Annotated in this window: 18 protein-coding genes, 1 tRNA gene and 1 pseudogene; 17 read left to right on the forward strand and 3 right to left on the reverse strand. The window is 73.0% G+C overall.

Annotated features, from left to right (window positions below; genetic code table 11):
• Nucleotides 1-103 precede the first annotated feature (103 nt).
• The 7 genes from Q2K16_RS09700 to cas6e are packed head-to-tail and all read left to right on the forward strand — an operon-like array spanning nucleotide 104 to nucleotide 9,897.
• Nucleotides 104-2,212, forward strand: coding sequence for a UvrD-helicase domain-containing protein (locus Q2K16_RS09700; RefSeq protein WP_302744855.1), 2,109 nt, complete (start codon nucleotides 104-106; stop codon nucleotides 2,210-2,212).
• Nucleotides 2,209-5,040, forward strand: coding sequence for a CRISPR-associated helicase Cas3' (cas3, locus tag Q2K16_RS09705; protein WP_302744856.1), 2,832 nt, complete (start codon nucleotides 2,209-2,211; stop codon nucleotides 5,038-5,040). Before Q2K16_RS09700 ends, cas3 begins: the two co-directional genes overlap by 4 nt.
• 31 nt (nucleotides 5,041-5,071) lie before the next feature.
• Nucleotides 5,072-6,736: a type I-E CRISPR-associated protein Cse1/CasA gene (gene casA / locus Q2K16_RS09710; protein ID WP_302744858.1), complete on the forward strand. Its 1,665-nt coding sequence runs from the start codon at nucleotides 5,072-5,074 to the stop codon at nucleotides 6,734-6,736.
• Entirely contained in the window at nucleotides 6,733-7,410 is a 678-nt protein-coding gene (gene casB / locus Q2K16_RS09715; protein ID WP_302744860.1) for a type I-E CRISPR-associated protein Cse2/CasB, read from the forward strand. The genes casA and casB overlap by 4 nt, the downstream gene beginning before the upstream one ends.
• A complete protein-coding gene (cas7e, locus tag Q2K16_RS09720; protein WP_302744861.1) occupies nucleotides 7,407-8,531 on the forward strand; it encodes a type I-E CRISPR-associated protein Cas7/Cse4/CasC in 1,125 nt (374 codons plus the stop codon). Before casB ends, cas7e begins: the two co-directional genes overlap by 4 nt.
• The gene (cas5e, locus tag Q2K16_RS09725; RefSeq protein ID WP_302744862.1) at nucleotides 8,528-9,229 is read left to right on the forward strand and encodes a type I-E CRISPR-associated protein Cas5/CasD; all 702 of its coding nucleotides are present in this window, start codon (nucleotides 8,528-8,530) and stop codon (nucleotides 9,227-9,229) included. The genes cas7e and cas5e overlap by 4 nt, the downstream gene beginning before the upstream one ends.
• A 2-nt stretch (nucleotides 9,230-9,231) precedes the next feature.
• A complete protein-coding gene (gene cas6e, locus Q2K16_RS09730) occupies nucleotides 9,232-9,897 on the forward strand; it encodes a type I-E CRISPR-associated protein Cas6/Cse3/CasE (RefSeq protein ID WP_302744863.1) in 666 nt (221 codons plus the stop codon).
• Here the strand turns inward: cas6e and Q2K16_RS09735 are convergent.
• Nucleotides 9,871-10,230 (reverse strand): hypothetical protein, encoded by a 360-nt coding sequence (locus Q2K16_RS09735; RefSeq protein ID WP_302744864.1) that lies wholly within the window; start codon nucleotides 10,228-10,230, stop codon nucleotides 9,871-9,873. The genes cas6e and Q2K16_RS09735 overlap by 27 nt on opposite strands.
• Nucleotides 10,231-10,272: 42 nt before the next feature.
• Between Q2K16_RS09735 and Q2K16_RS09740 the strand changes: the two genes are divergently transcribed.
• Nucleotides 10,273-10,635, forward strand: a complete 363-nt coding sequence (locus tag Q2K16_RS09740; protein ID WP_302744865.1) for a hypothetical protein — start codon at nucleotides 10,273-10,275, stop codon at nucleotides 10,633-10,635.
• 40 nt (nucleotides 10,636-10,675) lie between these two features.
• Here Q2K16_RS09740 and Q2K16_RS09745 read toward each other — a convergent pair whose 3' ends face one another.
• A complete protein-coding gene (locus Q2K16_RS09745; protein ID WP_302744866.1) occupies nucleotides 10,676-12,016 on the reverse strand; it encodes a helix-turn-helix domain-containing protein in 1,341 nt (446 codons plus the stop codon).
• Nucleotides 12,017-12,172: 156 nt separating this feature from the next.
• On the opposite strand from Q2K16_RS09745, the gene Q2K16_RS09750 reads away from it, so the two are divergent.
• The 3 genes from Q2K16_RS09750 to Q2K16_RS09760 all read left to right on the forward strand — a co-directional run bounded on the left by Q2K16_RS09750 (nucleotide 12,173) and on the right by Q2K16_RS09760 (nucleotide 14,397).
• Nucleotides 12,173-12,640, forward strand: coding sequence for a glycine-rich domain-containing protein (locus Q2K16_RS09750; RefSeq protein ID WP_302744867.1), 468 nt, complete (start codon nucleotides 12,173-12,175; stop codon nucleotides 12,638-12,640).
• Between the two features lie 178 nt (nucleotides 12,641-12,818).
• Nucleotides 12,819-13,514, forward strand: a complete 696-nt coding sequence (locus Q2K16_RS09755) for a phosphotransferase (protein WP_302744869.1) — start codon at nucleotides 12,819-12,821, stop codon at nucleotides 13,512-13,514.
• A 94-nt stretch (nucleotides 13,515-13,608) separates the two neighbouring features.
• Nucleotides 13,609-14,397, forward strand: a complete 789-nt coding sequence (locus tag Q2K16_RS09760; protein ID WP_302746418.1) for a transposase — start codon at nucleotides 13,609-13,611, stop codon at nucleotides 14,395-14,397.
• On the opposite strand, the gene Q2K16_RS09765 is transcribed toward Q2K16_RS09760, so the two are convergent.
• Nucleotides 14,379-14,462 (reverse strand) — tRNA-Leu (locus Q2K16_RS09765). The two genes, Q2K16_RS09760 and Q2K16_RS09765, sit on opposite strands and share 19 nt — an antisense overlap.
• A gap of 209 nt (nucleotides 14,463-14,671) precedes the next feature.
• Between Q2K16_RS09765 and Q2K16_RS33195 the strand changes: the two are divergent.
• The 6 genes and pseudogenes from Q2K16_RS33195 to Q2K16_RS09795 all read left to right on the forward strand — a co-directional run.
• Nucleotides 14,672-14,845, forward strand: a pseudogene (locus Q2K16_RS33195) (hypothetical protein); the annotation flags it as partial.
• Between the two features lie 2,220 nt (nucleotides 14,846-17,065).
• Nucleotides 17,066-17,557 (forward strand): fibronectin type III domain-containing protein, encoded by a 492-nt coding sequence (locus Q2K16_RS09775; protein WP_302746710.1) that lies wholly within the window; start codon nucleotides 17,066-17,068, stop codon nucleotides 17,555-17,557.
• A 184-nt stretch (nucleotides 17,558-17,741) separates the two neighbouring features.
• The gene (locus Q2K16_RS09780; RefSeq protein WP_489671868.1) at nucleotides 17,742-20,366 is read left to right on the forward strand and encodes a fibronectin type III domain-containing protein; all 2,625 of its coding nucleotides are present in this window, start codon (nucleotides 17,742-17,744) and stop codon (nucleotides 20,364-20,366) included.
• Between the two features lie 35 nt (nucleotides 20,367-20,401).
• On the forward strand, nucleotides 20,402-21,400 hold the full coding sequence (locus Q2K16_RS09785) for an AAA family ATPase (protein WP_302744870.1): 999 nt from the start codon (nucleotides 20,402-20,404) through the stop codon (nucleotides 21,398-21,400).
• 11 nt (nucleotides 21,401-21,411) lie between these two features.
• On the forward strand, nucleotides 21,412-22,599 hold the full coding sequence (locus tag Q2K16_RS09790; protein WP_302744871.1) for a DUF58 domain-containing protein: 1,188 nt from the start codon (nucleotides 21,412-21,414) through the stop codon (nucleotides 22,597-22,599).
• Nucleotides 22,575-24,941 carry a transglutaminase TgpA family protein gene (locus tag Q2K16_RS09795; protein ID WP_489671869.1) on the forward strand — a complete coding sequence of 789 codons (2,367 nt, stop codon included), beginning with the start codon at nucleotides 22,575-22,577 and terminating at the stop codon, nucleotides 24,939-24,941. The genes Q2K16_RS09790 and Q2K16_RS09795 overlap by 25 nt, the downstream gene beginning before the upstream one ends.
• Nucleotides 24,942-25,047 lie beyond the last annotated feature (106 nt).

Here is a 25,047-nt window from a genome sequence, read left to right on the forward strand (position 1 = left end):
TCCGCGTCTCGCGCGGGTCAAGGCCGGCCGCAGCCGCCTTACCTGTATCGCGCCGGGAACTGGCGCCCTGGCGTGTCCCAGGCGATGAACGACGGAGGGACGCATGGCCGAGTTGGCCGTCGATCGGGGGTTTCTTCCCGCCTATGCCCGGCTGCAACGCCGGGTGCAACGTGCCGTCGACGCGGCCATCCGGAAGTTCGCCGAACACACCCATTCCAGCCTGCACCTGGAGAAGCTCTCCGGAGCCCGGGACCCCAAGATTCACCTCATTCCCATCGACCAGGCATACCAGGGCGTGGTGTTCGCGCTCGGTGAGCAGAAGTACGTGCTCCTCGACGTCCTCCCCCACGACGACGCCATCGCCTTCGCGGTGAGCCGGCGGTTCACCGTCAACCAGGTCCTCGGCGTCCTGGAGATGCGCGACCAGGCCGGCATCGAAGAGTTCGCCTCGACGACACCGTCCCGCCCGCCCACCGACGGGCTCTTCGACGGCATCTCCACCGCCGACCTCCTCCGCCTCGGCGTGGACGCCGACCTGCTGCCCCTGCTGCGCCTCATCAGCACGGACCGGCAGCTGGAAAGCCTCGGTCGACGCCTGCCCGAGGTTCAACTGGACGTCCTCAACGGGCTGGCCAGCGGCATGGCCGTCGAGGAGGTCTGGGCGGAGGTGGCCGACCGTATCGTGTCGGGCGTCGACACCGAGGACCTCGTGGCGGCGGCCCGCCGTACCCCGGAACGGATCGCCTTCGTCTCCGGTCCGGTGGAGCTGGCCGCGATCCTCGCCCATCCCTTCGACGTGTGGCGCACCTTCCTGCACCCCACGCAACGCGATGTCGCCTACCGGGAGACCTACAACGGCCCCGCGCTGGTCACCGGCAGCGCCGGCACCGGCAAGACCGTCACCGGACTGCACCGGGCGGTCTTCCTCGCCCAACGGTTACCGCAGGACGGGTCCAAGGTGCTCCTGACCACGTTCACCCGTGCGCTCGCCGAGGCACTCGACAGACAGCTCTACCGACTCACCGACGATCCCATGGTCCGGGCCCGCATCGACGTGGTCAGCGTCGACAAGCTGGCGTACGAGATCGTCACCCGCAGCGGCCGGAAGGTGGCGGTCGCCGAAGCCGAGGTGCTGGACCAACTCTGGGACATGGCGGCGAAGAACGGGCCGACTTATGTCAACCGCGCTGGCCGGGTCACGACCTTCAGCAGCGCCTTCCTCCGGCGGGAATGGGAGCAGGTGGTCCTGGCCCAGCGGCTGACCACGCTGGAGGCGTACCGCGACGCCCCCCGCAAGGGACGAGGCGAAGGCCTGCGGGCGGCTCAACGCGAGCAGGTGTGGGCGACGATCGTCGCCGCCGAACGTGACCTGGCGAAGCGCCGCCTACGGACGCACACCCAGCTCGCCGACGACGCGGCCGTGATCGCGCGCCAGTCCCCCGCGCGATACCGACACGTCGTCGTCGACGAGGGGCAGGATCTCCACCCGGCGCAGTGGCGGCTGCTCCGGGCTCTCGTCACGCCCGGACCGAACGACATGTTCCTGCTCGCCGACTCCTACCAGCGCATCTACGACAGCCAGGTGTCACTCGCCCAACTCGGCATCGAGGTGCGGGGGCGGACTCGGCGGCTCACCGTCAACTACCGCACCACCCACGAGATCCTGGCTCTGTCGGTCCGGGTCCTCAGCGGCGAAGCCGCCACCGGCCTGGACGATGGCGGCGACAGCCTGCGCGGCTACCGGTCCATCACCCGTGGCCAGCCGCCCGTTCTGTCACCGCACGGCAGCCGGGACAACGAGTTCGAAGCGCTCATCGAACGGGTCGGAACGTGGCTGGAGCAGGACGTCGAGCCCCACGCGATCGGCGTCGCCGCCCGCACCGGGCAACTGGTCAAGACCATCAGCAGGACCCTGAGTGAAGCTCACATCCCCGTCGCCGACGACAAGCGGGGCATCGATGGCGTACGGGTCGCCACGATGCACCGGATGAAAGGGCTGGAGTTCCAGTGCATCGCGATCGTCGGCCTCGACGCCGGGGTGCTACCCGCCCCCCACGCGATCACCTCGGCCGCGGAGGACCCCCACGCCCACAAACAGGACCTGCAACGTGAACGCTGCCTACTGTTCGTGGCACTGACCCGGGCCCGCGACATGCTCTACCTTTCGCACAGCGGAACGCCCAGCCCGCTGCTGCCGGCGGTCGCGCAGTGAGCACGCAGCTCGCCACCGGTGCCCCGCAGCTCGGCGAGGCGGCACGGTCCGTCTGGGGCAAGACCGACCGCAAGGGCACCTCCCCCGTCGGTTGGCTACCGCTGTGGCGACACCTGGCCGACGCCGCCGACGTCGCCGGCAGGCTGTGGGACCACTGGCTCAGCCCCGCCGTACGCCGACGCATCGCCGACGAGCTACCCGGCGGTGACCCGGACGCCCGGACCCTCGCGGTGTGGCTGGCCGGAGTACACGACATCGGCAAGGCCACACCCGCCTTCGCCTGCCAGGCCCCCCACTTGGCCGAGCAGATGCGCCACCAGGGCCTCCGCTACGACCCGGAACTGATCCGCGCCGACCGCCGATACGCCTCGCACGCCACCGCCGGGCACATCGTGCTGGTCGACTGGATGCAGGAGCAGGGCTGGACCGACCCGCACCCGTACGCGATCGTGGTCGGTGGACACCACGGGATACCACCGACCGATGAGAACCTCCGCGACGTGAATTTCCGCTCTCACTTGCTCGGCGAGCATGCCTGGCGGCAGGTGCAACAGGAACTGCTGACCTGGATGACCGACCGGGCAGGGGCCACCGAACGACTCACCGCCTGGAGCGACGCCCCACTGTCCCAACCGGTGCAGGCCGCACTCACCGGCCTCGTCATCGTCGTCGACTGGATCGCCAGCAACGAAGACTTCTTCCCCTACACCCTCGACGACGTCGAGACCGACCGGCTGACCGTCGGCTGGGAGAAGCTGGGCCTCCCCACGCCATGGCTGCCGGTCGCACCACCCGCCAGCGTGGACGACCTGTTCGGCGCACGGTTCGAACTACCCGCCGGTGCCGTGCCGCGACCGGTGCAGCGGACAGTCGCCGACCAGGCCACCACCATGCCCACACCCGGCATGATGATCGTCGAAGCAGCGATGGGCGAAGGCAAGACGGAGGCGGCGCTGGCGGCCGTGGAGATCCTGGCCCGCCGCACCGGAGCCGCTGGCTGCTACCTGGCACTACCCACCCGGGCCACCAGCGACGCCATGTTCGGCCGCATGCTGTCCTGGCTGCTCCGCCTGCCAGACGCGCAGGTCGGCCGAGGAGACCGCGACGTACGGCTCGCCCACGGCAAGGCAGCCCTCAACCCCGAGTACGACCAGCTGCGCACCACGACGCTACCGACCGGCATCGCCCAGGACGCCGGAGGCGCCGACATCGGCGTACACGCCTGGCTGGCCGGACCGAAACGGACCCTGCTGTCCAGCTTCGTCGTCGGCACGATCGACCAACTACTGTTCGCAGCGCTGCGCGGCAGACACCTGGTGCTACGCCACCTCGGCCTCGCCGGCAAGGTCGTGGTCATCGACGAGGCGCACGCCTACGACGTCTACATGAGTCGGTTCCTCGACCGCGCGTTGGAGTGGCTCGCCGCCTACGGGGTGCCGGTGGTGGCGCTCTCCGCGACGTTGCCGGCACAGCGGCGCGCCGACCTGATGGCGGCCTACGACCGGGGAAGGCTCGGGCCCCCACCGCGACCCTCCTGGCGCGATCGCGGTAAGCCGGTCGTCGACCACTACGCGGCGGTACGCAGCGACCTGCGCTACCCGCTGGTGACCGCATCAGTAGCCGAACGGGGCGGTAGGGCCATCAGCTGCGCCGACTCCGGCCGCAGCACCGAGGTGCAGGTCAGACCCCTGGACGACGACCTACCCACCTTGGCCGAGCTGCTCCGCGACCAACTCACGACCGGCGGCTGCGCGCTCGTCGTCCGGAACACGGTCGCCCGGGTCCACGACACGGCGGCGGCGCTGCGGGCGGCCCTCGGATCGGACTTCCCGGTGTCGGTGGCGCACTCCCGGTTCATGGCCGTCGACCGTGCGGCGAAGGACAGCTGGTTGCGCGACACGTTCGGACCGCCAGGCGCAGGCAACCGCCCCCACCGGCACATCGTGGTGGCCAGCCAGGTCGCAGAACAGTCCCTCGACATCGACTTCGACCTGCTCATCACCGACCTGGCCCCGGTCGACCTGGTGCTGCAGCGCATCGGCCGGCTGCACCGCCACCCCCGCCCACGCCCCGGCAGGCTCACGACGCCACGCTGCTGGATCACCGGCGCCGACTGGACCTGCGAACCGCCGCAACCGGTCAGCGGCTCACGCCGCGTCTATCACCCGGCGACCCTGCTACGCAGCGCCGCCGTCCTCCTGCCGCACCTCGACGGCGCGCCACTACGCCTCCCGGCGGACATTCCAACCCTCACCCAGGACGCCTACGGCGACGTGGCCGTCGGTCCGCAATCGTGGCAGCCCACGATGGTCGAGGCAGAGGCGAAGCAGCGCGACGACGTCGCCGCGAAGGAGTTGCAGGCCGACGGCTACCGGCTGGCCGAGGTCGCCGAACACGGGGTGCCGCTCATCGGGTGGCTCACCGGCGGCGTCGGCAAGGCCGACGACCACACGGCACTGGGTCACGTCCGCGACAGCGACAGCGAGTCACTCGAGGTCCTACTGCTGGTACGCACAGCGGCCGGCCTGGTCATACCGCCATGGATCGACGGCGGTGGGACACCGATACCGACCGGAAGCGTCCCCCACTGGCCACTGCCCCGGCAGATCGCCCGCTGCACCCTGCCACTGCCACTCGCCATGACTCACGCCGACGTGATCGACGGGGTCATCGCCGACCTTGAGCGACGCGTCGACGTCACCGCCTGGCAGAGCAACCAGTGGCTCGCCGGAGAACGCGTCCTCGACCTCGACACGGACGGGCGGGCCACGGTGGCCGGCTTCGACCTGCACTACTCCCCCACCGACGGGCTCCAGGTAGCCCGCTGAGCTCACTTCGAAGGCAAAGGAGGTGACGCCGATGACCAGCTCACCATCTCCACCCGGCTTCTCCCTGGTGGACAAGCCGTGGATCCCGGTGCTGGATGTCGCAGGCCAGCGCCGCGAGTTGTCGCTGTCGGACCTGTTCGCGCAGGCCGGTGCCGTACGCATGATCGCCTGTGAGTTGCCCTCGCAGACCTTCGCGATCCTGCGGCTGGTGCTGGCGATCCTGCACCGGGCCACCGACGGCCCGCCCGGCGAGGCCGCTTGGCAGTCGCTCTGGCGGGACCGCCAACTACCACTGTCGGACATCGCCGACTACCTCGATGCCTTCCGCGGCCGGTTCGACCTCCTGCACCGGGAGCACCCCTTCTACCAGGTCGCCACGCTGCGGGCGGAGAAGGACAACACCTACGGTCTGGAACGCCTCATCGCGGACGTCCCCAACGGCATGCCGTTCCTGACGTCTCGGGCGGGCTCCGGCCTGAAGTCGATCACCCCGGCGGAGGCCGCCCGGTGGCTGGTGCACTGCCAGGCGTACGACACCTCGGGCATCAAGACCGGAGCGGTCGGCGACCCTCGGGCCAAGAAGGGCAAGGGCTACCCGATCGGCGCCAGCCTGCTCGGCTGGCTCGGCGGCATCTACGTGGAGGGCGACACCCTGCTGGAGACTCTGCTGCTCAACCTGGTGCCGATCGCCCCCGGCTGGCAGCGGGCCGATCAGCGAGACCTGCCGGTGTGGGAACGCCACCCGCAGACGGCCGCCGAGGAAGCTGAGGTGACCCGCGGCCCCTGGGGCCTGCTCAGTCTATACACCTGGCAGTCCCGGCGAATCCGACTGTTCGGCGATGCCGACGGCATCACCGGTGCCATGATCGCCAACGGTGACCGCCTCGAATGGCAGGACCGGCACCTGCTGGAACCGATGAGCGTCTGGGGACGCAGCAGCCCACGCGAACGCGAACAGAAACGAACCCCGATCTACCTCCCCCGCCCCCACGACCACACCCGCGCGTTGTGGCGAGGACTCCAGACCCTGCTGCCGCCCCCGCCACCGCGCGGCGGCGACGACGCAGCGGAGCGGCTGTCACCGATGGTCATCCAGTGGCTGGCCCGGCTGACCGTCACCGGCGTCATCAGTCACCACATGCAGGTCCGGCCCCGCGCCGTCAGCGTCGCCTACGGATCGAAACAGTCGGTCATTGACGAGGTGTTCAGCGACGCACTGACCATGAACGTGCTGCTGCTGGTCGAACACTCCGCGCTGCGCGCGACGGTCATCGACGCCAGCGCCGAAGCCGAAGCCGCAGTCCAGGTGCTGCGCCGCCTCGCCACCAATCTGGTACGCGCCGCAGGCGGGCGCGACACCGATAGTGGTGAGGCCGACCGTGCGGCGGAGCGCGCCTATGCCGTACTCGACCGCGCCTTCCGCGACTGGCTGGCGACGCTCGGCCCGGACAGTGATCCCGTAGCCGAGCGGGCCTGGTGGCAGCGCCAGGTGTGGCGGGCGGTGGACCGACTCGGCCGCGAGTTGGTCGCCGCCGCCGGCCCGGCAGCCTGGGTCGGCCGGCCCGGCGTCGACCGCGCCGGCAGGGCGATGCACTACTCAAGTTCGCAGGCCGAGGCATGGTTCCGGACCGGCCTGGCCAGGGCGCTGCCCATGGCGGCCGAGCGCACGCAGCAGCGGCAGGAGGAGACGGTATGACTGTGGTCGACCTGGAGCAGGCGGGCACCCCGAGACGTAAGCCGTGGGTGCGCTCCTGCGGCGAACTGGGCAAGCACGTCTCCCGGACGGTGGGCGTCCTACAGTCGCGGCTGCTGCGCGACGCGCCTGACCCGGAGGCGGTGAGCGCGCTGGCCCGACTCCGCCGCGGCATCGGGCGGGTGCCCGGCTTCGACTACACCCTGGAGCGCTATCTTCAGGTTCCCCCGCACCTGTTGGGCCACCGGCCCGCCGACGATGCCGAGGCGGCCGACGCCGAGTACGCCGCCCACGACGCGGTGACCCTGTACGCGCTGCACCAACAGTCGCGCCGGGAACGCATGCACAGCCCCGGACACGGCCTCGGCCAGGCCCTCGCCGCACTCGTCCGCGCCTCCAGGTCACCGGAGGGGGTGCGGCGTCGCTTCGCCGCACTGGGCACCGCCAGCTCCTACCCCGAAAGCGTCTACCACCTCCGCAGCCTGATCGTGATGCTGCGGGAGCACCAAATTCCGCTCGACTACGGCCTGCTCGCCGACGACCTGCAGACCCTGCGCCAACCCGGCGGTCGGCCCCGGGTGCAGGCCGTGTGGGGCCGGGAGTTCTTCCGCAGCAACCCCAACGATGCCACCGACACCGACGGTGTCACCCCCGACCCTGAGGAGAAAGCGTCATGAGCCGCACCATCATCGACGTCTACGTGCTGCAGTCCGTACCGCCGAGCAACCTCAACCGGGACGACACCGGCTCGCCGAAGACCGCCATCTATGGTGGTGTCCGCCGTGCCCGGGTGTCCAGCCAGGCATGGAAGCGGGCCGTCCGGTTGGCCTTCCCCACCCTGGTCGACCGTTCCCAGCTCGGGGAGCGCACCAAGCGGGTGGGCGAATCCCTTGCTGCCCGGCTCAAGGCCCTCGACCCGAGCCTGTCCGACGAGGCGGCCTCCGTCTTGGCAGCCGACGCCTTCGCCGCGTCCGGCCTCGCCAAGGCGGAGAAGAAGAAGGGCGACGTCAAGGACGTCGAATCCGGTTACCTGCTGTTCCTCAGCCGCCGGCAACTGGACAACATCGCCGCTGCCACCCTGGAAGCCCACCGCGCCGGTGAGGCCCTGGACAAGAGCCGGTTCAAGGCGCTGGCCAATGCGGACCACTCGATCGACATCGCCCTGTTCGGGCGGATGGTCGCCGACATGGCCGACATCAACGTCGACGCCGCCTGCCAGGTCGCGCACGCCATCAGCGTGCACGCCGTCGACAACGAGTTCGACTACTTCACCGCCGTCGACGACCGCAAGGCCGACGCCAGCGAGACCGGCGCAGGCATGATCGGCACGGTCGAGTTCAACTCGTCCACCCTGTACCGCTATGCCACCCTCGACGTGGACGCCCTGCACCGCACCCTGGGCGACGGAGACGCCACCCGGGCCGCCGTCGAGGCGTTCCTCACGGCTTTCGTCCGCAGCATGCCCACCGGCAAGCAGAACACCTTCGCCCACCGCACCCTGCCCGACGCGGTGCTGGTGCGGATACGTGACTCCCAGCCGATCAACCTGGTCGGCGCGTTCGAGACGCCCATCCGGGAAACCCACACCGCCGGCCGGGTGGAACTGGCCGCCGCTGCCCTGGCGAAGCACACCGTCGCGGTCGAGTACGCCTTCGGCGAGCGACCGACCGCCAGCTGGGTCACCCAGGTCGGCGAGAAGACCGCCGTACTGGCCGACCTCGGCAAGGCGGTCAGCCTCGGCGAACTGGTCAACGGCGTGGGGGAACACGTCGCCCTGGCCCTCGGGCAGCCCGCATGAGCGTGCTGGTGCTCAGGCTCGCCGGCCCGCTGCAGTCGTGGGGCTCGTCCAGTCGTTTCACCCGCCGCGGCACCGAGATAGCACCCACCAAGAGTGGCGTGATCGGCCTGCTCGCCGCCGCCAGAGGCATCCGCCGCACTGAGCCGCTCACCGAACTACTCGGCTTGGAGTTCGGGGTACGCCTGGACCAACCCGGACAGCTCCTACGGGACTTCCAGACCGCCCACTCCCTCGACGGACGCACCAGCGCACCGCTCACCTATCGCTACTACCTGACCGACGCCGCCTTCCTCGCCGTCCTCAGCGGCGAACGGGAACTGCTGCACGGCCTGGCCGAAGCCCTGAGCCGCCCACAGTTCCCCCTCTACCTCGGGCGTCGCTCCTGCCCACCCGCCGGCCCAGTCAACCTCGGCGTCCACGACCTGACCCTCGACGGCGCACTGACGACATGGCCCTGGCTCGCAGCGGACTGGTACCGCCGCAAAGCGGCCAGCACCATCCGGTTGGAGATCATCCGGGATGCGCGGCCAGACGAACCGGTCACCGAGACCGTGCCCGACGAACCGGTCAGCTTCGACCCCGCCCACCGGCAACACACCTGGCGCTCGGTGCTACGCCGACACGTGGACGTCACCAACGACCTCGCGGAACGGGCCCACGTCACCGACCACGACCCGATGAGCCTGCTGGGAGGCTGACCATGTACCTCACCCGGTTCCGAATCAACGTCGCCCGCCGGGGCGCGCGAAAGCTACTCTCCTCACCCCACGCCATGCACGGCGCCGTCCGCGCAGCCTTCGCCGCACCCGAAGACCACGAGCACGCCGGCAGCCGCACCCTCTGGCGACTCGACACCCCGGCCCCCACGACCGTGCACCTCTACATCGTCAGCCCCGGCCGACCCGACCTCACCCACCTCGTGGAACAGGCCGGCTGGCCCACCACTGAAGCCTGGGTGACCCGCGACTACGACGGACTGCTCCACTCCCTCCGCCCCGGCCAGCAATGGGCATTCCGACTCACCGCCAACCCGACGCACAGCGGCCGGAAGACCGCCGACGCGAAGGAAACCCAACGCTTCGGCTACCTGCGGGAAGAGGAACAGATCGGATGGCTGACCAGCCGCGCCGACCGCCACGGCTTCGCCATCGCACCACAACACGACGGCCTACCCAACCTACGGCTGCACCGCCGCCAGGCGCAGACCTTCAAACGGGGCATGGGAACGGTCACGCTCACCACAGTGACGTACGACGGTATCCTCCAGGTCACCGACGCCGACGCCGTCCGCCGCGCCATGACCAGCGGAATCGGGCACGCCAAGGCGTACGGATGCGGCCTACTCACCCTCGCCCCGGCCACCTGACCACCACCGCCCGGCCGGCGGATCATCTACGCTGATGTAGCTGACCTGCAGCCAAACCAGCCCAGAGTCGCGCGGTTCGTCTTGCCGAACGGTTGGTCGAAGCAGTCGTGAGCGGTCGAGCAAGGTGGCCTTACCCAAGCAGAAGCCGAAGACCGACCCGACCCGGCGAGCACCGCCGGCCTGTCGCGTACGCAGGCCGAGGCGCTGCTCGCCGCCGACGACGCCGACACCGGCTCCCAGGCCGCCCGTACCGCGGCGATTGTTGCCCCGCTGCTGTACACCGGGCTGCGCGTGGGGGATCTCGTCGGCACCGATGTCGAGCAGCTCGACCACGACCGCAACCAATCGAACATACGTGCGAGTGCGGTGCTGACCGTGGAGTGGCGCATCATCATCCGCTGGGACTCCGCCGGTAACTCGCCGGCCGGGACGACGGCCGTCGAGCGCACGGTCGGCACCCCGGCCCAGCCACGACACCTGGTCGTGCTGGCCCGCGCCGACCCGCACGCGGTTGCCTTCCCCTATCGCCGCGTCCGCGAGTTGGTCGGCGACGAGCCGACGCACCGCCGCACCGGGCACGCCTACGCCGGCGGGTCGGCCACCCGGCCGGTCCGAGACTGGTGGCCGTGCCGCTGCGGCGGCCACCTGGTGCTGCGGTGCCGCCGCTGCCCGGACGTGCTGGCGGACCCGCCGGTGGGCGGCGACTGCGACGCGAAGGGGCGGGCCGCGTCTCCGTGACCCGCCCCGGCTGGTCCGTCTTGCGGACTAGCTCGTCGGGTCAAGCCGCCAACGCTTCACGGAGCGACCGGGCGGCCGGCAGTTCGGGCCACCGCCGCGCCAACGCCCTGTCCAGCGCCCGCAACTCTCCGGCGATCCGTCCCGACCCCGACTGCCGGCACACCTCGACGCAGACAAGACCCAACTCGGCAGCCCGCACCGGATCAGGATCGGCACCGGCAACAACGACGTTGGCCAGTTTCGCCTGCAGATGCGCTAGGTCGCGGGCCAGGTGAGCCGGCGTCTCCTGGATCTTGCGCTCCAGGATCGCCGCCGCTGTTGTCGGGTCGCCCGCGCTGCGGTACGCGCTGGCGCTCTGCTCTTCGAGAGTGGCCAGGTCGTATCCGTGCAAGTAGACCGGCGCTGTCGGGCGCACGTCGTCGGGATGCTCCCGCAGCAGGGCCGCCGCGGTGTCGAGGCAGTTACGGAAGCGGTCGACGTCACCGAGTTGGGCCCAGCCTCGGGCTTCCTGCTGGTTGGCCAGCGCGATCAACTTCGGGCTCACGTCGCCCCGTACGCGCTGGGCGGCGGCGGCTAAGCCGACGACGGCTGCTGGGTCATTGTCAAGGGTGGCGATGTTGCTCTTTCGCACGAGCAGGTACGCCACCATCTCGTCATCGCCGGCGGCCTGTGCCCACTGCGAGGCCCGGTCGGACCAGTGCCAGGCGGCGGGCAGTTCCCCGGCGTCCTGGTGCAGCCACCCGGCGAACTCGGCGTACTGGGTCAGCAGCCGCAGCACCGGCCGGTCGGCGCCCGGCGCGATGTGCCGGCGCAGGCTGTCGAGGACGTCAAGTTGCGCCATCACCGGCCCGAGGAGTTGCCGGGGGCCGAGCATCTTGTCGGCGGTGTAGTGCTCAGCGAGCAGCCGGCGGAAGTAGTCGAGAACCTGCGGGTCAGGTCGGCGTGGGCCGTCGAGCATCCGTCGCACCCGGTCGGCCTGGTTGAGGTCGGTCACGCCGGCCGGTAGCACGGCCCGCAGCGCGCCGGTGGCCAGCAGGTGAGAGAACTCGCGTCGCGTCAGGGCCACCCGCACGCTCCTCCCGTCCGCCGTCCGCAGCTCCAGCCTCACCGTATCGCCGGAGCCGGCGGCAATGCCGACCCCTCGCGTTGCCCGATTCCGCTGCCTGTGGGCGGGGTCAGGCGGGGCCAGGGCGCGGAGCCGGGCCAGCAGCCCGCCGGTGTGCAGCGCCTCGTCAAGGGCCTTGACCACCTCAGGGTCGACGAGGTGTTCGCCGCGTTCGGCGCGGGACAGGCGGCTGAAGTCATAGTGGGCGGCTTTGCCGAGGGCCCGCAGCGACAGCCCGGCCTCGGTGCGGAGCTGCCGCAAGGCAAGGCCGAACACGGTTTGCACGGCCGGCACATCGGCCGGGTCAGGAAGCGAAATTCCATCCACTCTGGCCGATGTTGCCGCAACACCCACCTCATTCACAAGGGGTCTCCTAACAACCACTCTGAGTGAAGACCTGGCAGAGAGCCAAGGCGGAACAGAGGAGCGGACATGACCGCAACCGCGCTCAAACCGACGACCCCCCTGAGGCGAGGAACCTCGGTGGTGTCCCCCGAGCTGTTCGCGCGGCTCACCGACCGCATCGCCAAGGACCACCCGGAGCTGCCCGACGGCATGCCGGCGCGCATCCTCGACCAGGCTCTGGCGTTCCTCGCCGCTGCGGCGGTGACGACCATGCCGATCGGCCCGTCCAACCTGGTCGACATCGGCTGGCACACCTTCATCCTCCACACCCGCGACTACGCCGAGTTCTGCGACCGGATCGCCGGCCGGTTCATCCACCACGAGCCGGAGGACGGCAGCGAGTGGCCGACCGCACCCACCACCGAGGCCGTCCCGCTGACCCGGGCCATCGACGCCATCGCCAGCGCCGGCTTCGAAATCGACCGGCCGCTGTGGCACGGCAAGGCAGACTGCACGCAGTGCCACGCCGGGTGCTACGACAGCCCGACACGCTGAGCTGAACCGCACCCCGCCGCTGCGGCGACCGTAGGCTGCATGCGTCTACGGTCGCCGCAGTCAGCGAGGGAGTGGGATGCCCGACCACCACTGGGAGGACCTGCCAGCTACCGTTCGGCTTGCCATCGAGTCCCACACCGGCCCGGTCCGGGCAGCCCGGTCGGCGTCCACCGGTTCCGTGTCAAGCCTCGCCGCGACCCTGGACACCGACGGCGGGCGCATCTTCTGCAAGGCCATCCAGACGAGCAACCCCTTGGCCCGAATGCACCGCACCGAGGCCCGAGTCAATCCGTGGCTACCCGACATCGCACCCAGGCTGCGATGGACGATCGAGGAGAGCGACTGGCTGGCTCTCGGCTTCGATCACGTGCCCGGCCGGCACGCTGACCTGACCCCCGGGTCCACCGACCTGCCCGTCATCGCCGACACCCTGACCGCGCTCACACAAGGGCTGACCCCGTGCCCGCCGGTCCGAGTTCAGGCGGCGACCAAGCGCTGGGAGGGCCGCATCGCCCCTGAGCTGGTCGACGGGGAAACCCTCCTGCATACCGACGTCACGCCGTTCAACTTCCTGGTCGACACCCGGGTGCACGTCGTCGACTGGTCCATGCCGTGCCGGGGCGCGGCGTGGATCGACACCGCCCTGATGATCGTCCGACTCGTCCGAGCCGGACACAGCCCGGCGGACTCCGAAGAGTGGGCCGACCAGATCCCAGCGTGGAAGCAGGCCGCACCCGACGCGATCGACGCCTTCGCCGCAGCCCTCGCTGACCTGTGGGAGCAACGCCAGCAGGAAAACCCGACGGCACCACATCGCGGGCCGCTCGCGGTTGCTGCCCGCTCCTGGGCCAGCTACCGGGGTGCGTCGGCATGACTAACTGCTCCTAACTAAATGAGGCTGGGCATAACTGGACGGACGTGAGGACCGTTCTGTCTAAACGTGAGAGGGCAGTCCGCAGTAGCTTGATCTGATCTATGCGTTGAGTCCGGTTGGCAGCGGCCGCACCCACACCCACGACCTCCGCGAGATCTTCAACGCCATCCTCTACGTCAACCGCACCGGCATCGCCTGGCGCTACCTACCCCACGACTTCCCACCCCACCCGACGGTCTACGGCTACTTCGCCGCCTGGAACAAAGAAGGCATCCTCACCGCACTCAATCACCAACTCACCGGCCTCGTCCGCGACCACCACGGCCGCACCACCACACCCACCGCATCCATCATGGACAGCCAGAGCGTGAAAACCTCCACCAACGTCCCACTGTCGACACAGGGCACCGACGCCGGGAAGAGAATCGTCGGCCGCAAACGGGGCATCATCACCGACACCACCGGACCCGGCAACGTCGCGCCAGAGATCACCGCCGCGAACAAGACCATTGCCGCCTGCGACGCCAAACTCCCCCAGTACCGCGCCATCGCCGACGCCGGAGGCGACCCCGCCACCGTCGCCGCTTGGATGGCCGAGGTCAACGCCCAACGCGCCGCCGCCCTCGCCCAACGCGACACAGCAACGGCAGCCCAACCACCCGCTCCCCACCGCCTCACCGAGGACAACATCCGACACCTCGTCGGCAGCTTCGACGACATCCGCAACACCCTGCGAGACGCCCACAGCGAAGACAAGAGCACCGTCTACCGGGAGCTACGACTCGCCCTCACCTACAACCCCGGCCAAAACAAAATCAGCGTCGAGGCTACGCCTGACGCTGATTACTGTTGGGTAACTGTACGTGTCCGAGGGGGGACTTGAACCCCCACGCCCTATACGGGCACTAGCACCTCAAGCTAGCGCGTCTGCCATTCCGCCACCCGGACCTGCCCGTCCAGCCTACCGTGTCGGCTCCGGCGGCTCTCACCCCGGTCAGCCGCCCTGGCGGGCCGCACGGGGCATTACTGTACACGGCCCGTATGGATCATGCACATCGCCGCCCGACCCACCGGCGGGAACTGAATCACCGCAGGTCAGGACGCGGCTGGATCGGGCGGGTAGCGTCCGGACCCGCTCAGACGGCAGCATTGCTTGCGTGTCCGTACCCTCACCCCTCGCCGCAGTCCAGCACCGGGCTCTCGCCCTGCGTTCCGCCGGTGACCTGTCGGCGGCCCGCCGGCTGCTCACCGACACGATCGCCTCGGCCCGTCCCGCGTACGGTGAGGACCACCCGGAGATCATGGGCACCGCGCACCTGCTCGCGAGGCTGCACCGGGAGGCCGACGAACCGGCCGCCGCCCGGCGGGTGCTGGAGGAGGCGTACGCGGCCGGCGAGCGGCGGTGGAACCCCGCCGACCCGCTGATGCTCGCCCTGGCCTTCGACCTGGCGGGGGTCGCCGAGGAACTGGGCAACCGGCACGAGGCCCGCCGCAACTACACCCGCGTGGCCACCGCCGGGCCCGTCGCGCTCGGCGAGCAGCATCCCGCCGTACGCGCCGCCCGTCAGTACCTCGGCATCCCCGACGGTCAGCCGCCGTCCCCGGCCTCCGGTGCCGCACCTGTGACCGCCCCACCGCCGACTCCCCCGTCGGCCGCTCCCGGCTACGCTCCGCCGGCCCCCCACCAGGGTTACCGGCCCCTCCCGACGCCCCGGCCCGGGTCGGTACCGCCGTCGCCCCACCCGGTGTCCGCGCCTCCCGCCCCCACCGCACCCGGCCCACCGGCCCCCGCCGGCCACACGGCCTCTCCGGGCCGGCCGGTACGCCCGTCGGCACCACGGCCGGGCCCCGCACCGGCCGGCCCCGCTCCGGACGTCGAGCCCCGGGTGCCACTACCCCGGCAGATGTACGGCGTCCAGCCCACCCACCGGTCCGCCGCACCCGGGTCCTATCCACCCTCCGCCGCACCGCAGTCCGGGCCACCCGCGTCACCGCCACCCGCCGTTCCCCCGGAGCCGGACGCCGTCCCGGCGGCTGCCCCGCCGCAGCGGCATCCCATGCCACCCGCTCCGGTCTCCGGTGGCGCACCGCCCACGTCTCCCTGGGCACCTCCACACCTCCAGCAGCCTTCTCCTCCGTCGCCGGTCCCGCCGGGAGGACCCGTGCCGCCGGGAGGACCCGACCGGTCGGCTGTCCCCCCGACCGCACCGCACTCCGGGCCGCCGGCTGCGGCGCTGTCCGGGCCGGCGGCCCAGCACGGGCGGCCGGTCCCGATCCCTACTGGGCCGCCCGCCGGCCCCGGCGAGCCGGGGCTGCCACCGGCCGGCGCACCCATCCGGCACGGCCAGCCGACGGCCCTCCCTCCCCCGCCGGGTGGGGCCGACCCGGTGCGCCCCCTCCCCACCGCCGCCCCGCCCGCCCCGGCCGGCCCCTTCGCCGGGCCGGTCAGCGCCCCACCGGCCGGCCTCCCGCAGCAGCCGACCGGCCCCGCCCAGGTGTCCACGGAGCAGCAGGCCGGATCGGCGCAGGTTCCTGACGCCCGCCCTACCGGGGAGAAGGCAAGCCCGCCAGCCGTCGAACATGCCGCGCACCGGGGCGGGCCGGGATACCCTCCGACCGCCACGTCAACCCCGACCGGCGACCGTGCCGCACCGGGCACTGCACCCGCCGACGCGCCGGCATCCGCACCGCCGGCCGCACCCGCATCGACGGCGACTCCGGCGCCCCCTCCCGTGGCGGGCCCTGCTGCGACCCCACCCGCGCCGGGCTGGGACCGGCCGACGGTACGCGTCCAGCAGATCGGCCCCCTGCTGGAGGAGCAGCACCGCGACCCCGCCCAGGCCCCGGCGACAACCGCACCCACCGGCCCGGCACCCACGGGGTCATCCGCCGACCCGGCCGGCGCATCACCCAGCGCGACCTCCGGCGACTCCACCGCCGGCGCGGCACCCGGCGGTACGGCCGGCCCGGTTCCCAGCTCAGCATCCGGCGACACAAGTGCTCCGGCGTCCACGGCCGCATCCGATCCACCGCCCAGCCTGACCGCACCTGCGGGTCGCCCGCCGGCCTCCGCGGCGTCGCAGGCGCATTCCTCGCCACCGGCACCACCGCACACGGCACCGGCACCGGCGATGACCCCGCCGTCAGCCATCCCGCCGCCGACGACGTACGCCCCGCCGGCAGCCACACCGCCACCGGCTACGGCGATCCCACCAGCAGCACCGCCGGCAGTGCAAGCAGCCGTCCCCCCACCTGCACCCGTAGCCACCAGCGGTTTCGACCTGCGGAACGAGCAACCGGCGGTGACCACTCCGCCGGCACCACCACCCCCCACGGGAGCGGGACCAGAGCCGACCAGAGCGACGCAACCGATCGGGGCGGAACCGGGCTTCGGATCACCGGCACCGGACGGCACGCACGGGTTCGGGCCACCCGCCGCCCATGGGCCCACGCCGCACACCCCGGCGCCCGGGCCACAGGCAGCGGCGGAGCCGACCGGGCCGTCGACCGGGGCAGCCGGGGAGCGTGCCACCGACCGGGACGGACCGCCGGTGCCGGAGGGGACGGGATATCCGGAGCTGACGCCGTCGTACCCGGTGCGCGACGGGCGGGCGCGCCGCCGGGGCCGGACGGTGGCCGTGGTGGCGGGGGTGGTCCTGGTGTTGACCGCCGGGGGCACGGTCGGGGCGCTGACCCTGGGCCAGGACACGGACGGGCCGCAGCGGTCGACCGGCACCGCGCCCCGGGAGACGGCCGGCCCGCCCCCGACCGACCTGAAGTTGCGGGACGACGCGGCCACCATCACGGTCACCTGGTCCGACCCGAGCGACGGCTCGGTGCCGTTCATGGTCGCGGGTGGACGGACGGGGCGGGCGCTCGGGGTGATGGCGACCGTCGACCCGGGACAGACGAGTTTCACCGTCAACGGTCTGAACGCCGACGTGGACTACTGCTTCACGGTGCTGGCGGTCTACTCGACGGACTCGTTCGCCACCTCCGGTCAGGTCTGCACCGACCGGGTCCGGCCATCGCCGAGCGGCTGACCGGGCGGCTCCGGCCTGCGCCGCGACGGCAGGACACCCCACCGAGCCGGCACGCTGGGTGTCCGAAGCGGAACGGTACGGGTTTCCTCGTCCCGGATCGACCCCTATGATGTCCCACGGTTCAGGCGAGGGCGTTCGGCACCCGGCACGCCGCCTGAGGCCACCGGACGGAGGGCGACCCGCTGTGGCCAGCATCGACGATGCCACGAGCGCCGGGGACGGCGCGTCCCGCCGACGGTCCCGGTGGCGGGGTGGGCTGGTCACGGTCGGCACGGTGACCGCGCTGGTGGCGGCGCTGGGCCTCACCCTGCTCGGTCGGGGTGCCGCCGAGGAGGCGTTGGCCAGCTTCGACGCCAGCAGTTGGCTGTGGAGCAGCACCCGTGGCGAGTTGGCCCGGGTCAACGGGATCACCGCCAGGGTGGACACCCGCAAGGAGGTTCCCGGGGCCCGGCAGCATCCGGTGCAGGTCACCCAGACCGACCGGCTGCTCATCCTGCGCGACCTGGAGACCGGCCAGGTGAGCGCACTGGACCTGGCCACCCTCCAGATCACCGCGACCACCCCCACCACGCCCGGTCTCGGGGTCAACGTGGTGCTGCACGACGACGCTGCCTTCGTGGTGGACGCGGTGCGCGGCGCGGTGCGTCAGCTCGATCCCCGTTCGCTGGTGCCGGTGGGTGACCCGGTGCTGTTCCCGCCGGGCATCACCGCCGGCGCGTTCGACGGTCGGGGCCGGTTGTGGATCGCGGTGCCGTCGGAGGGCACCGTCGCCGCGGTGACCGCCGCCGCGCTGCCCGCCGGGCCGGCGTCGGGGGCGGCCGACACCCGGGGGCCCCGGCGGGTCCAGACGCATCAGGTGGCCGAGCCGAGCCACGAGTTGACCCTGTCCACCCTGGACGACGGGGTGGCGGTGCTGGACCGCACCACGGGCACGCTGGTGACCGTCCAGGGCGGGCAGACCCGGCGTACGGTGCTGGAGGCCGCCGCGGGTGGCGCGGTGCCGGCACGGACCAGCGGCCCGGTGGTGCCGGTGACGATCGGCGGGGAGCGGCGGGTGCTCGCCGTCGGTGACGGCCGGGTGGTCACCCGGTTCGTCGTGCCCGGCAGCGGCGACCGGGTCGGGCCGGCCGTGGCCTGGGCCGGCCGGTTCTACTGCGCCGACGGGGTCACCGGCACGATCTACGCGTTCGACGGGGCCGGGCGGTTGGTGGAGACGATCCGGCCGGGCCGGGCGACCGGCCCGCTGGAGTTGGAGGTGCGGGAGAACCACCTGTTCATCAACGCCCCGGGTTCGGCCACCGCCCGGGTGGTCGACGACGCGCACCGGGTGCGCACCGTCGACAAGTACGCCAACGACGTGCTGGGCGGGGACCCGCCGCCGGACCCACCCCCGCCGCCTCCGCCGCCGAAGCCCCGGGGGGGCAAGCCCGGCGCGCCGGGTCAGGTCACCGCCACCGCCGGGGACGCGCGGGCCCGGATCGCCTGGCGGCCGGCCGCCGCGAACGGCTCTGCCGTGCTGCGGTACGTGGTGCAGGGTGCCGGGCGTCGGCACGAGGTGGGGGCGAACCAGCGTTCGCTGGAGGTCACCGGGTTGACCAACGGTTCGACGTACACGTTCACGGTGTACGCGGTGAACGGCAGGGGCGACGGCCCGGCCCGGCGCAGCAACCCGGTGACCCCGACCTCGGCGGTGCCGGCCCCACCGGCCGGGGTCAGCGCGCAGGCCCGCCCCGACGGCACCGTGCTGGTGCGGTGGCCTGCCGCCGACGGCCAGGGCAACCGGATCGCCCGGTACGCGGTGACCGCCACCTCGGCCGGCGCGAACGCCCCGGTCGGCGAGTCGCGTCGCACCGAACTGGTGGTGCCGGCCGGTGAGCTGACCTACGGCACCCAGTACGCGTTCACGGTGATCGCGGTCAGTGACCGGGGTGCCGCCTCGGTGGCCTCCCCGCTGAGTGACCCGGTGGTGCCGTTCACCGCCCCCGGGCAGCCGGCGGGCCTGCGGGCGGCGACGGTGGCCGACCGGGCGGGCACGGTCGCGGTGCAGTGGTCGGCGGCGGCGGCGAACGGCCGCCCGGTGACCCGCTACCAGGTGGACGTGGGCGGGCGGACCAGTGAGGTGACCGGCACCGACACGACCGTCACCGGGCTGGGCGACGGGCAGAACGTGCTGGTGCGGGTGCGGGCGGTCAACGAGGCCGGGTCGGGGCCGGAGGCGAGCGTCACCGCCCGGACGGTGGCCGCGCCCCGGGTGACGGTGACCGGCTCGTCGGCGGACGCGACGTCGGTGACGGTGACGTTCACCGTGGACGCCGGGGGCGGGGAGTCGACCTGCACCGCCGCCACCGGCGGGAAAAGCGCCACGGGCAGCTGCGCGAGCCTGCGGGTGACCGGCCTGACCCCGGGCACCGCCTACACGGTGACGGTGACGGCAGCCAACGCCGCAGGTCGGGGCACCGCCACCCGGGCGCAGGGCACCGACCCGCTGTACGGGGTGGCGACCTGCGTCAACGGGCCGGACGGCGACCAGCGCACCTATTGTGACGCCGATGTGGACGGTCGCAACGGCAACGAGGTCTTCTCGGTGCCCCGGCAGGACAACGACAGACAGGTCGGTTGGGCGAAGCCGGGCACCCGGCTGCGGGCGTACTGTCGGCGGCAGGGCGAGAACGTCGACTCCTGGATCTACAACGACCAGAAGCAGTCCACCTGGTGGGTGCGCGTCGACTACAAGGGGCGCAACTACATCCCCTGGGCCTGGCTCAACCTGGCCGGTGGTGACGACATCGCCGTGCTGCCCACCTGCTGACCAGCGCCGCCGTAGCCGAGGAGCATCCCGCCGTCGTGAACGACACCCCCGCACCGCTGAGCCAGCCGGAGGTCCAGGGTTTCGCCGCGCTGGCCGCCCGGCTCGCCGAGAACGTCAACGCGGTCGTGCTGGGCAAGCCGGAGGTGGTGCGGTTGGCGTTGACCGCCCTGTTCGCCCAGGGGCACGTGCTGCTGGAGGACGTGCCGGGGGTGGGCAAGACCACCCTGGCGCGGGCGGTGGCGGCGACCGTGCAGGGCCAGTGGCGGCGCATCCAGTTCACCCCGGACCTGCTCCCCTCCGACGTCTCCGGCGTGACGATCTTCAACCAGGCCAGCCGGGGGTTCGAGTTCCACCCGGGGCCGGTGTTCGCCAACATCGTCATCGCCGACGAGATCAACCGGGCCTCGCCGAAGACCCAGTCGGCGCTGCTGGAGGTGATGGAGGAGCGGACGGTCACGGTGGACGGGGTCCGGCACCCGGTGCCGCAGCCGTTCCTGGTGGTCGCCACCCAGAACCCGGTGGAGATGGACGGCACGTACCGGCTGCCCGAGGCGCAGCTGGACCGGTTCCTGGTGAAGCTGTCGGTGGGGTACCCGGACGAGGCGGTCGAGGTGGAGGTGCTGCGCGGGGCGACGGTCCGCTCCCCCGACTCGCTGCAACCGGTCACCGACACGGCCACCGTCGGGGAGATGGTCCGGATGGCCCGCCGGGTGCACATCGCCGAACCCCTCTACGGGTACGCCGTCCGGCTGGCCACGGCCACCCGGCAGCATCCGCAGGTCCGGGTGGGGGTCAGCCCCCGTGGGGTGATCGCCTTGACCCGGGCGGCGTGCGCGTACGCGTTGATCGACGGCCGGGGCTGGATCATGCCCGAGGACCTGAAGGCGCTCGTCGAACCGGTCTTCGCCCACCGGCTGCTGCTCACCGCCGACGCGCAGGTGCGCGGGGTGACCGCCGCCGACGTGCTGCGTCAGGCGGTGGCGTCGGTGCCGGTGCCGCTGCCCTCGGGCCAGTCGACCCCGACGCACGGCTGAGCGGGCCGGGCGTGGGGCTCACCGCCCGGGGCACCGGGCTGCTCGTCGCCGCGACCGCGTTGCTCGGCGCGGGGTTGCGGTTCGCCTACCCGGAGCTGGCCGTGCTGGGGGCGGCGGGCGCGGTGGCGGTCGGGCAGGCGGTGCTGGCGGCGGCCCGTACCCCCCGGCTGGTGGTGTCCCGCACGGCCGACCCGGACCGGGTGGCGGTGGGCGAGCCGGCCCGGATGGCGCTGACCGTCCGCAACGCCGGGCGGCTGCGGGTGGGCGGCCTGCTGGCCGAGGACCGGTGCGCGGGCCGGCCGGTGCCGGTGCCGGTGCTGCGGCTGCGTCCCGGCCGGGACACCGGCCTCGGGTACGACGTGCCGACCCGTCGACGCGGGGTGCTGCCGGTGGGGCCGCTGCGGGTGACCCGCCGCGACCCGCTGGGCCTGTACGCCGCGACCCGCGCGTACGGGCCGACGGCGGTGGTCCGGGTGCATCCCCGGGTGTACCCGTTGACGGCGGTGCCGGCCGGGGCGGGGCGCAGCCTCGACGGGCGGGTGGACGGGGTGCCGCACGGCTCGATCACCTTCGACTCGCTGCGGGAGTACGTGGTCGGCGACGAGCTGCGCCGGGTGCACTGGCGCACCAGCGCCCGGGTGGGTGAGCTGATGGTGCGGGAGAACGTGGACACCAGCCTGCCCCGGATCGTGGTGCTGATGGACAACCGGGCCGCCGCCCACCCGGGCCGGTCCGGCGGGGTGGCCGCGTCGTTCGAGGCGGCCTGCGAGGCGGCGGCGTCGCTGGTGGTGGCCGCATTCCGGCAGGATCTGCCGGTGGTGCTGCTGCTGGTGTGCCCGGCCGACGACCTGACGGCCGACCCGCCGCTGGACCGGCTGGCCGCGGTGACCCTGGTCGACTCCCCGGGTCGGCGGCCCGACGGCGCGACGACGGCCGGTGACCGCGACGGCGCGGCGCTGGACGCCACCCTGACCCGGCTGCGCGCCGACCGGCCCGGCGACACCCTGGTCTTCCTGACCGGCCCCGGTGGCCGCGACGACGTCGGCCGGGTGGGCGCGCTGCGCGGGGCGTACCCGTCGGTGCTGGTGGGGGTGTTGGGGGCAGCCGGGCCGACGCCGACGGCGGCCGGGCCGGTGGTGCTCGACGCGGTCGACGGCGCGGCGTTCGCCGCCGCGTGGGACGCGACCGGCCGATGGTGACGGTGACCGACCGGCCCGACGCCACCCGACCGGACCGGGCGCGGGAGGGCGGCCCGACCGGCGGTGGGCCGGGCCGGTTCGTCGCCCGGCTGCTGCGGGCGGCCGTGGTGCCGGTGACGCTCGTCGCCGCCATCGGCCTGGCCGGCGTGGCGCTCGACCGGGTGTACGCAGGTGACCTGCTGACCCGGCTGGTGTGCGGCGCGGCCCTGGCGGCAGTGCTGGTCAGCGTGGCCGCCCGCCGGTTGCCGTCCTGGCAGGTGGCGCCGCTGTCGGTGGCCGCCATGCTCGGCGCGACGGCCTGGTCGGTGCGGCTCGCCGCCGCACACGCCGACCTGCCTGGCGGATTCCTCGACGTGACCGCCGACGCCGCCGCCAACGCGGTGCCCCGACTGCTCACCGCGATGATCCCTGTCGAACCGGCCCCGGACACGGTGCTGGTGCCGGTGGTCGCCGCCTGGTTGGCCGGGCTGGCCGGTGCCGAGGTGGCGCTGCGGGCCGGCCGGGTGCTGCTCGGTTTCCTCCCGGCCACCGCGTTGTACGCCGGGGCCGTCTACGTCGTCGGCCCGAACGCGGAGCCGGCGGTCGGGCCGTCGGTGGTCTTCGCCGGGCTGGTCGCGCTCGCCCTGGCCGCCGGCCGCCCGGCGGGCGGCGACCCGGCCGCCGGGCTGCCACCGGCCGTACGCGGCCCGGTGCGGGTCCGGGCGACGGTGGTCTCCGCCGCCGGGGTGGCGGTGGTGGTCGGGTCGGCCGCGCTGCTCGGGCCGGCCCTCGCCGGCCGGATCGACGACCGGCCGGTGGACCCGCGCCGCTACGTGCCACCGCCCCGGGTGGAGTCGCTGGACGAGAACCCGCTGATCCGGATCTCCGGCTGGGCGTTGGAGCCGCAGCAGAAGCTGCTGGACGTGTCGACCCGGACGCCTGGCGACGGGCCGACCACGATCCGGCTGGCCGTGCTCAGCGACTACGACGGGGTGACCTGGCGGGTCGGGGCGACCTACCGCACCGCCGGTCGGGTCCTGCCCGGTGGCGACCCGGTCGCGTCGGACACCGTCCGGCAGGAGATCACCGTGGCCGGGTTGACCGGCCGGCTACTGCCCGCGGTGGCCACCCCCCGCACGGTCGACGGGGCCCGGGTGGCGTACGACCCGCAGAGCGGCACGTTGATCCGGCCGGAGGGGCTGACCCCCGGGTTGACGTACACGGTCACCTCGGCGCGGGAACGGCCGGACGTGAACCTGCTCGCCACCGCCGACGTACCGGCCGGGGCACAGGTCGCCCGGGTGCTGCGGGTACCCGACGGGACGCCGGAACGGCTGCGCCGGCTCGCCACCCACCTGGCCGAGGAGAACGGCGCCCCGTACGCGCGGGCGGCGGCGGTGGAGCAGTTCCTCGCCGAGCACTACCGGCTGGTGGCGGACGCGCCGAGCGGCCACGCGTACCCGAATCTGGAGTTCTTCCTGTTCGGGCCGCGCGGTGGCGGCGGCCAGCGGGGCACCTCGGAACAGTTCGCCGCCGCCTTCGCGGTGCTGGGCCGGTTGACCGGCCTGCCGACCCGGGTGGTGGTCGGGTTCACCGCCCGGGGTGACGGGCCGGTACGGGCCGCCGACGCGTACGCCTGGCCGGAGGTGCTCTTCGCCGGGGTGGGGTGGGTGCCGTTCGACCCCCGGCCCCGCCCGGACACCGCGCCCCGGCCGGTGGAGGACGACTTCCGGCCGGCCCCGCCGAGCCCGCCGCCGTCGGAGGTACCCGAGCCGACGGGGACCCCGCCGGCCACCCCACCGGCGGAGGCCGCGCCGGGCCGGACCGCCGGGGAGCGCGGCGGGCCGGCACCGCTGCTGGTGGGCTTCGGTGCCGGCGGGTTGCTGCTGGTGGGGCTGGTCCTCGCCGGGCTGGTCGGGTGCCGCCGGGCGCAGACCCGGGCCCGGCTTGGCCGGGGCGACCCGGGGGCCCGGGTGGGCGGCGCGTGGCGGCACACCACCGACGCGCTGCGGCTGTCGGGACGACCGGTGGGCGGGGACCTCTCCGCCACCGAGGTCGCCGAGCGGGCCCGTCGCGCCCTCGCCGAGGACACCGGCCGGGCCCGCGGTTCCCACCCCGCCGGGGGTTCCGGCGGGGAAACCGCAGGCGTCGTGGACCCCGCCGGCGCGGACCCGGTGGGGCTGGCGGAACTGGCCGGGCTGCTCAACCAGGCGGCCTTCGCGCCGGGCACGCTGACCGACGCCCAGGCCGACCGGGCCCGGGACGTCGCCGTGGGTTACGCGACGGCGCTGCGGGCCGCCCGGCCCCGCTGGCGGCGACTGCTCTGGTCGGCACACCCAGGCCCCCTGCGCTGGCCCCGCTGACCCGCCCCCAGCCCCCAGCCGCAGCACCGGCACCGGCACCGGCACCGGCACCGGCACCGGCACACGGTAAGGCCCGCCGGACCGGACGGTGGCGGGCCGGGACCAC

This window comes from Micromonospora cynarisoli, assembly GCF_030518815.1.
Taxonomy (GTDB): domain Bacteria; phylum Actinomycetota; class Actinomycetes; order Mycobacteriales; family Micromonosporaceae; genus Micromonospora; species Micromonospora wenchangensis.

Coding starts and splice junctions, on each gene's coding strand:
- Q2K16_RS09700 (WP_302744855.1), top strand. CDS start 104: ATGGCCGAGTTGGCCGTCGATCGGGGGTTTCTTCCCGCCTATGCCCGG.
- casA (WP_302744858.1), top strand. CDS start 5,072: ATGACCAGCTCACCATCTCCACCCGGCTTCTCCCTGGTGGACAAGCCG.
- cas6e (WP_302744863.1), top strand. CDS start 9,232: ATGTACCTCACCCGGTTCCGAATCAACGTCGCCCGCCGGGGCGCGCGA.
- cas7e (WP_302744861.1), top strand. CDS start 7,407: ATGAGCCGCACCATCATCGACGTCTACGTGCTGCAGTCCGTACCGCCG.
- cas5e (WP_302744862.1), top strand. CDS start 8,528: ATGAGCGTGCTGGTGCTCAGGCTCGCCGGCCCGCTGCAGTCGTGGGGC.
- casB (WP_302744860.1), top strand. CDS start 6,733: ATGACTGTGGTCGACCTGGAGCAGGCGGGCACCCCGAGACGTAAGCCG.
- Q2K16_RS09750 (WP_302744867.1), top strand. CDS start 12,173: ATGACCGCAACCGCGCTCAAACCGACGACCCCCCTGAGGCGAGGAACC.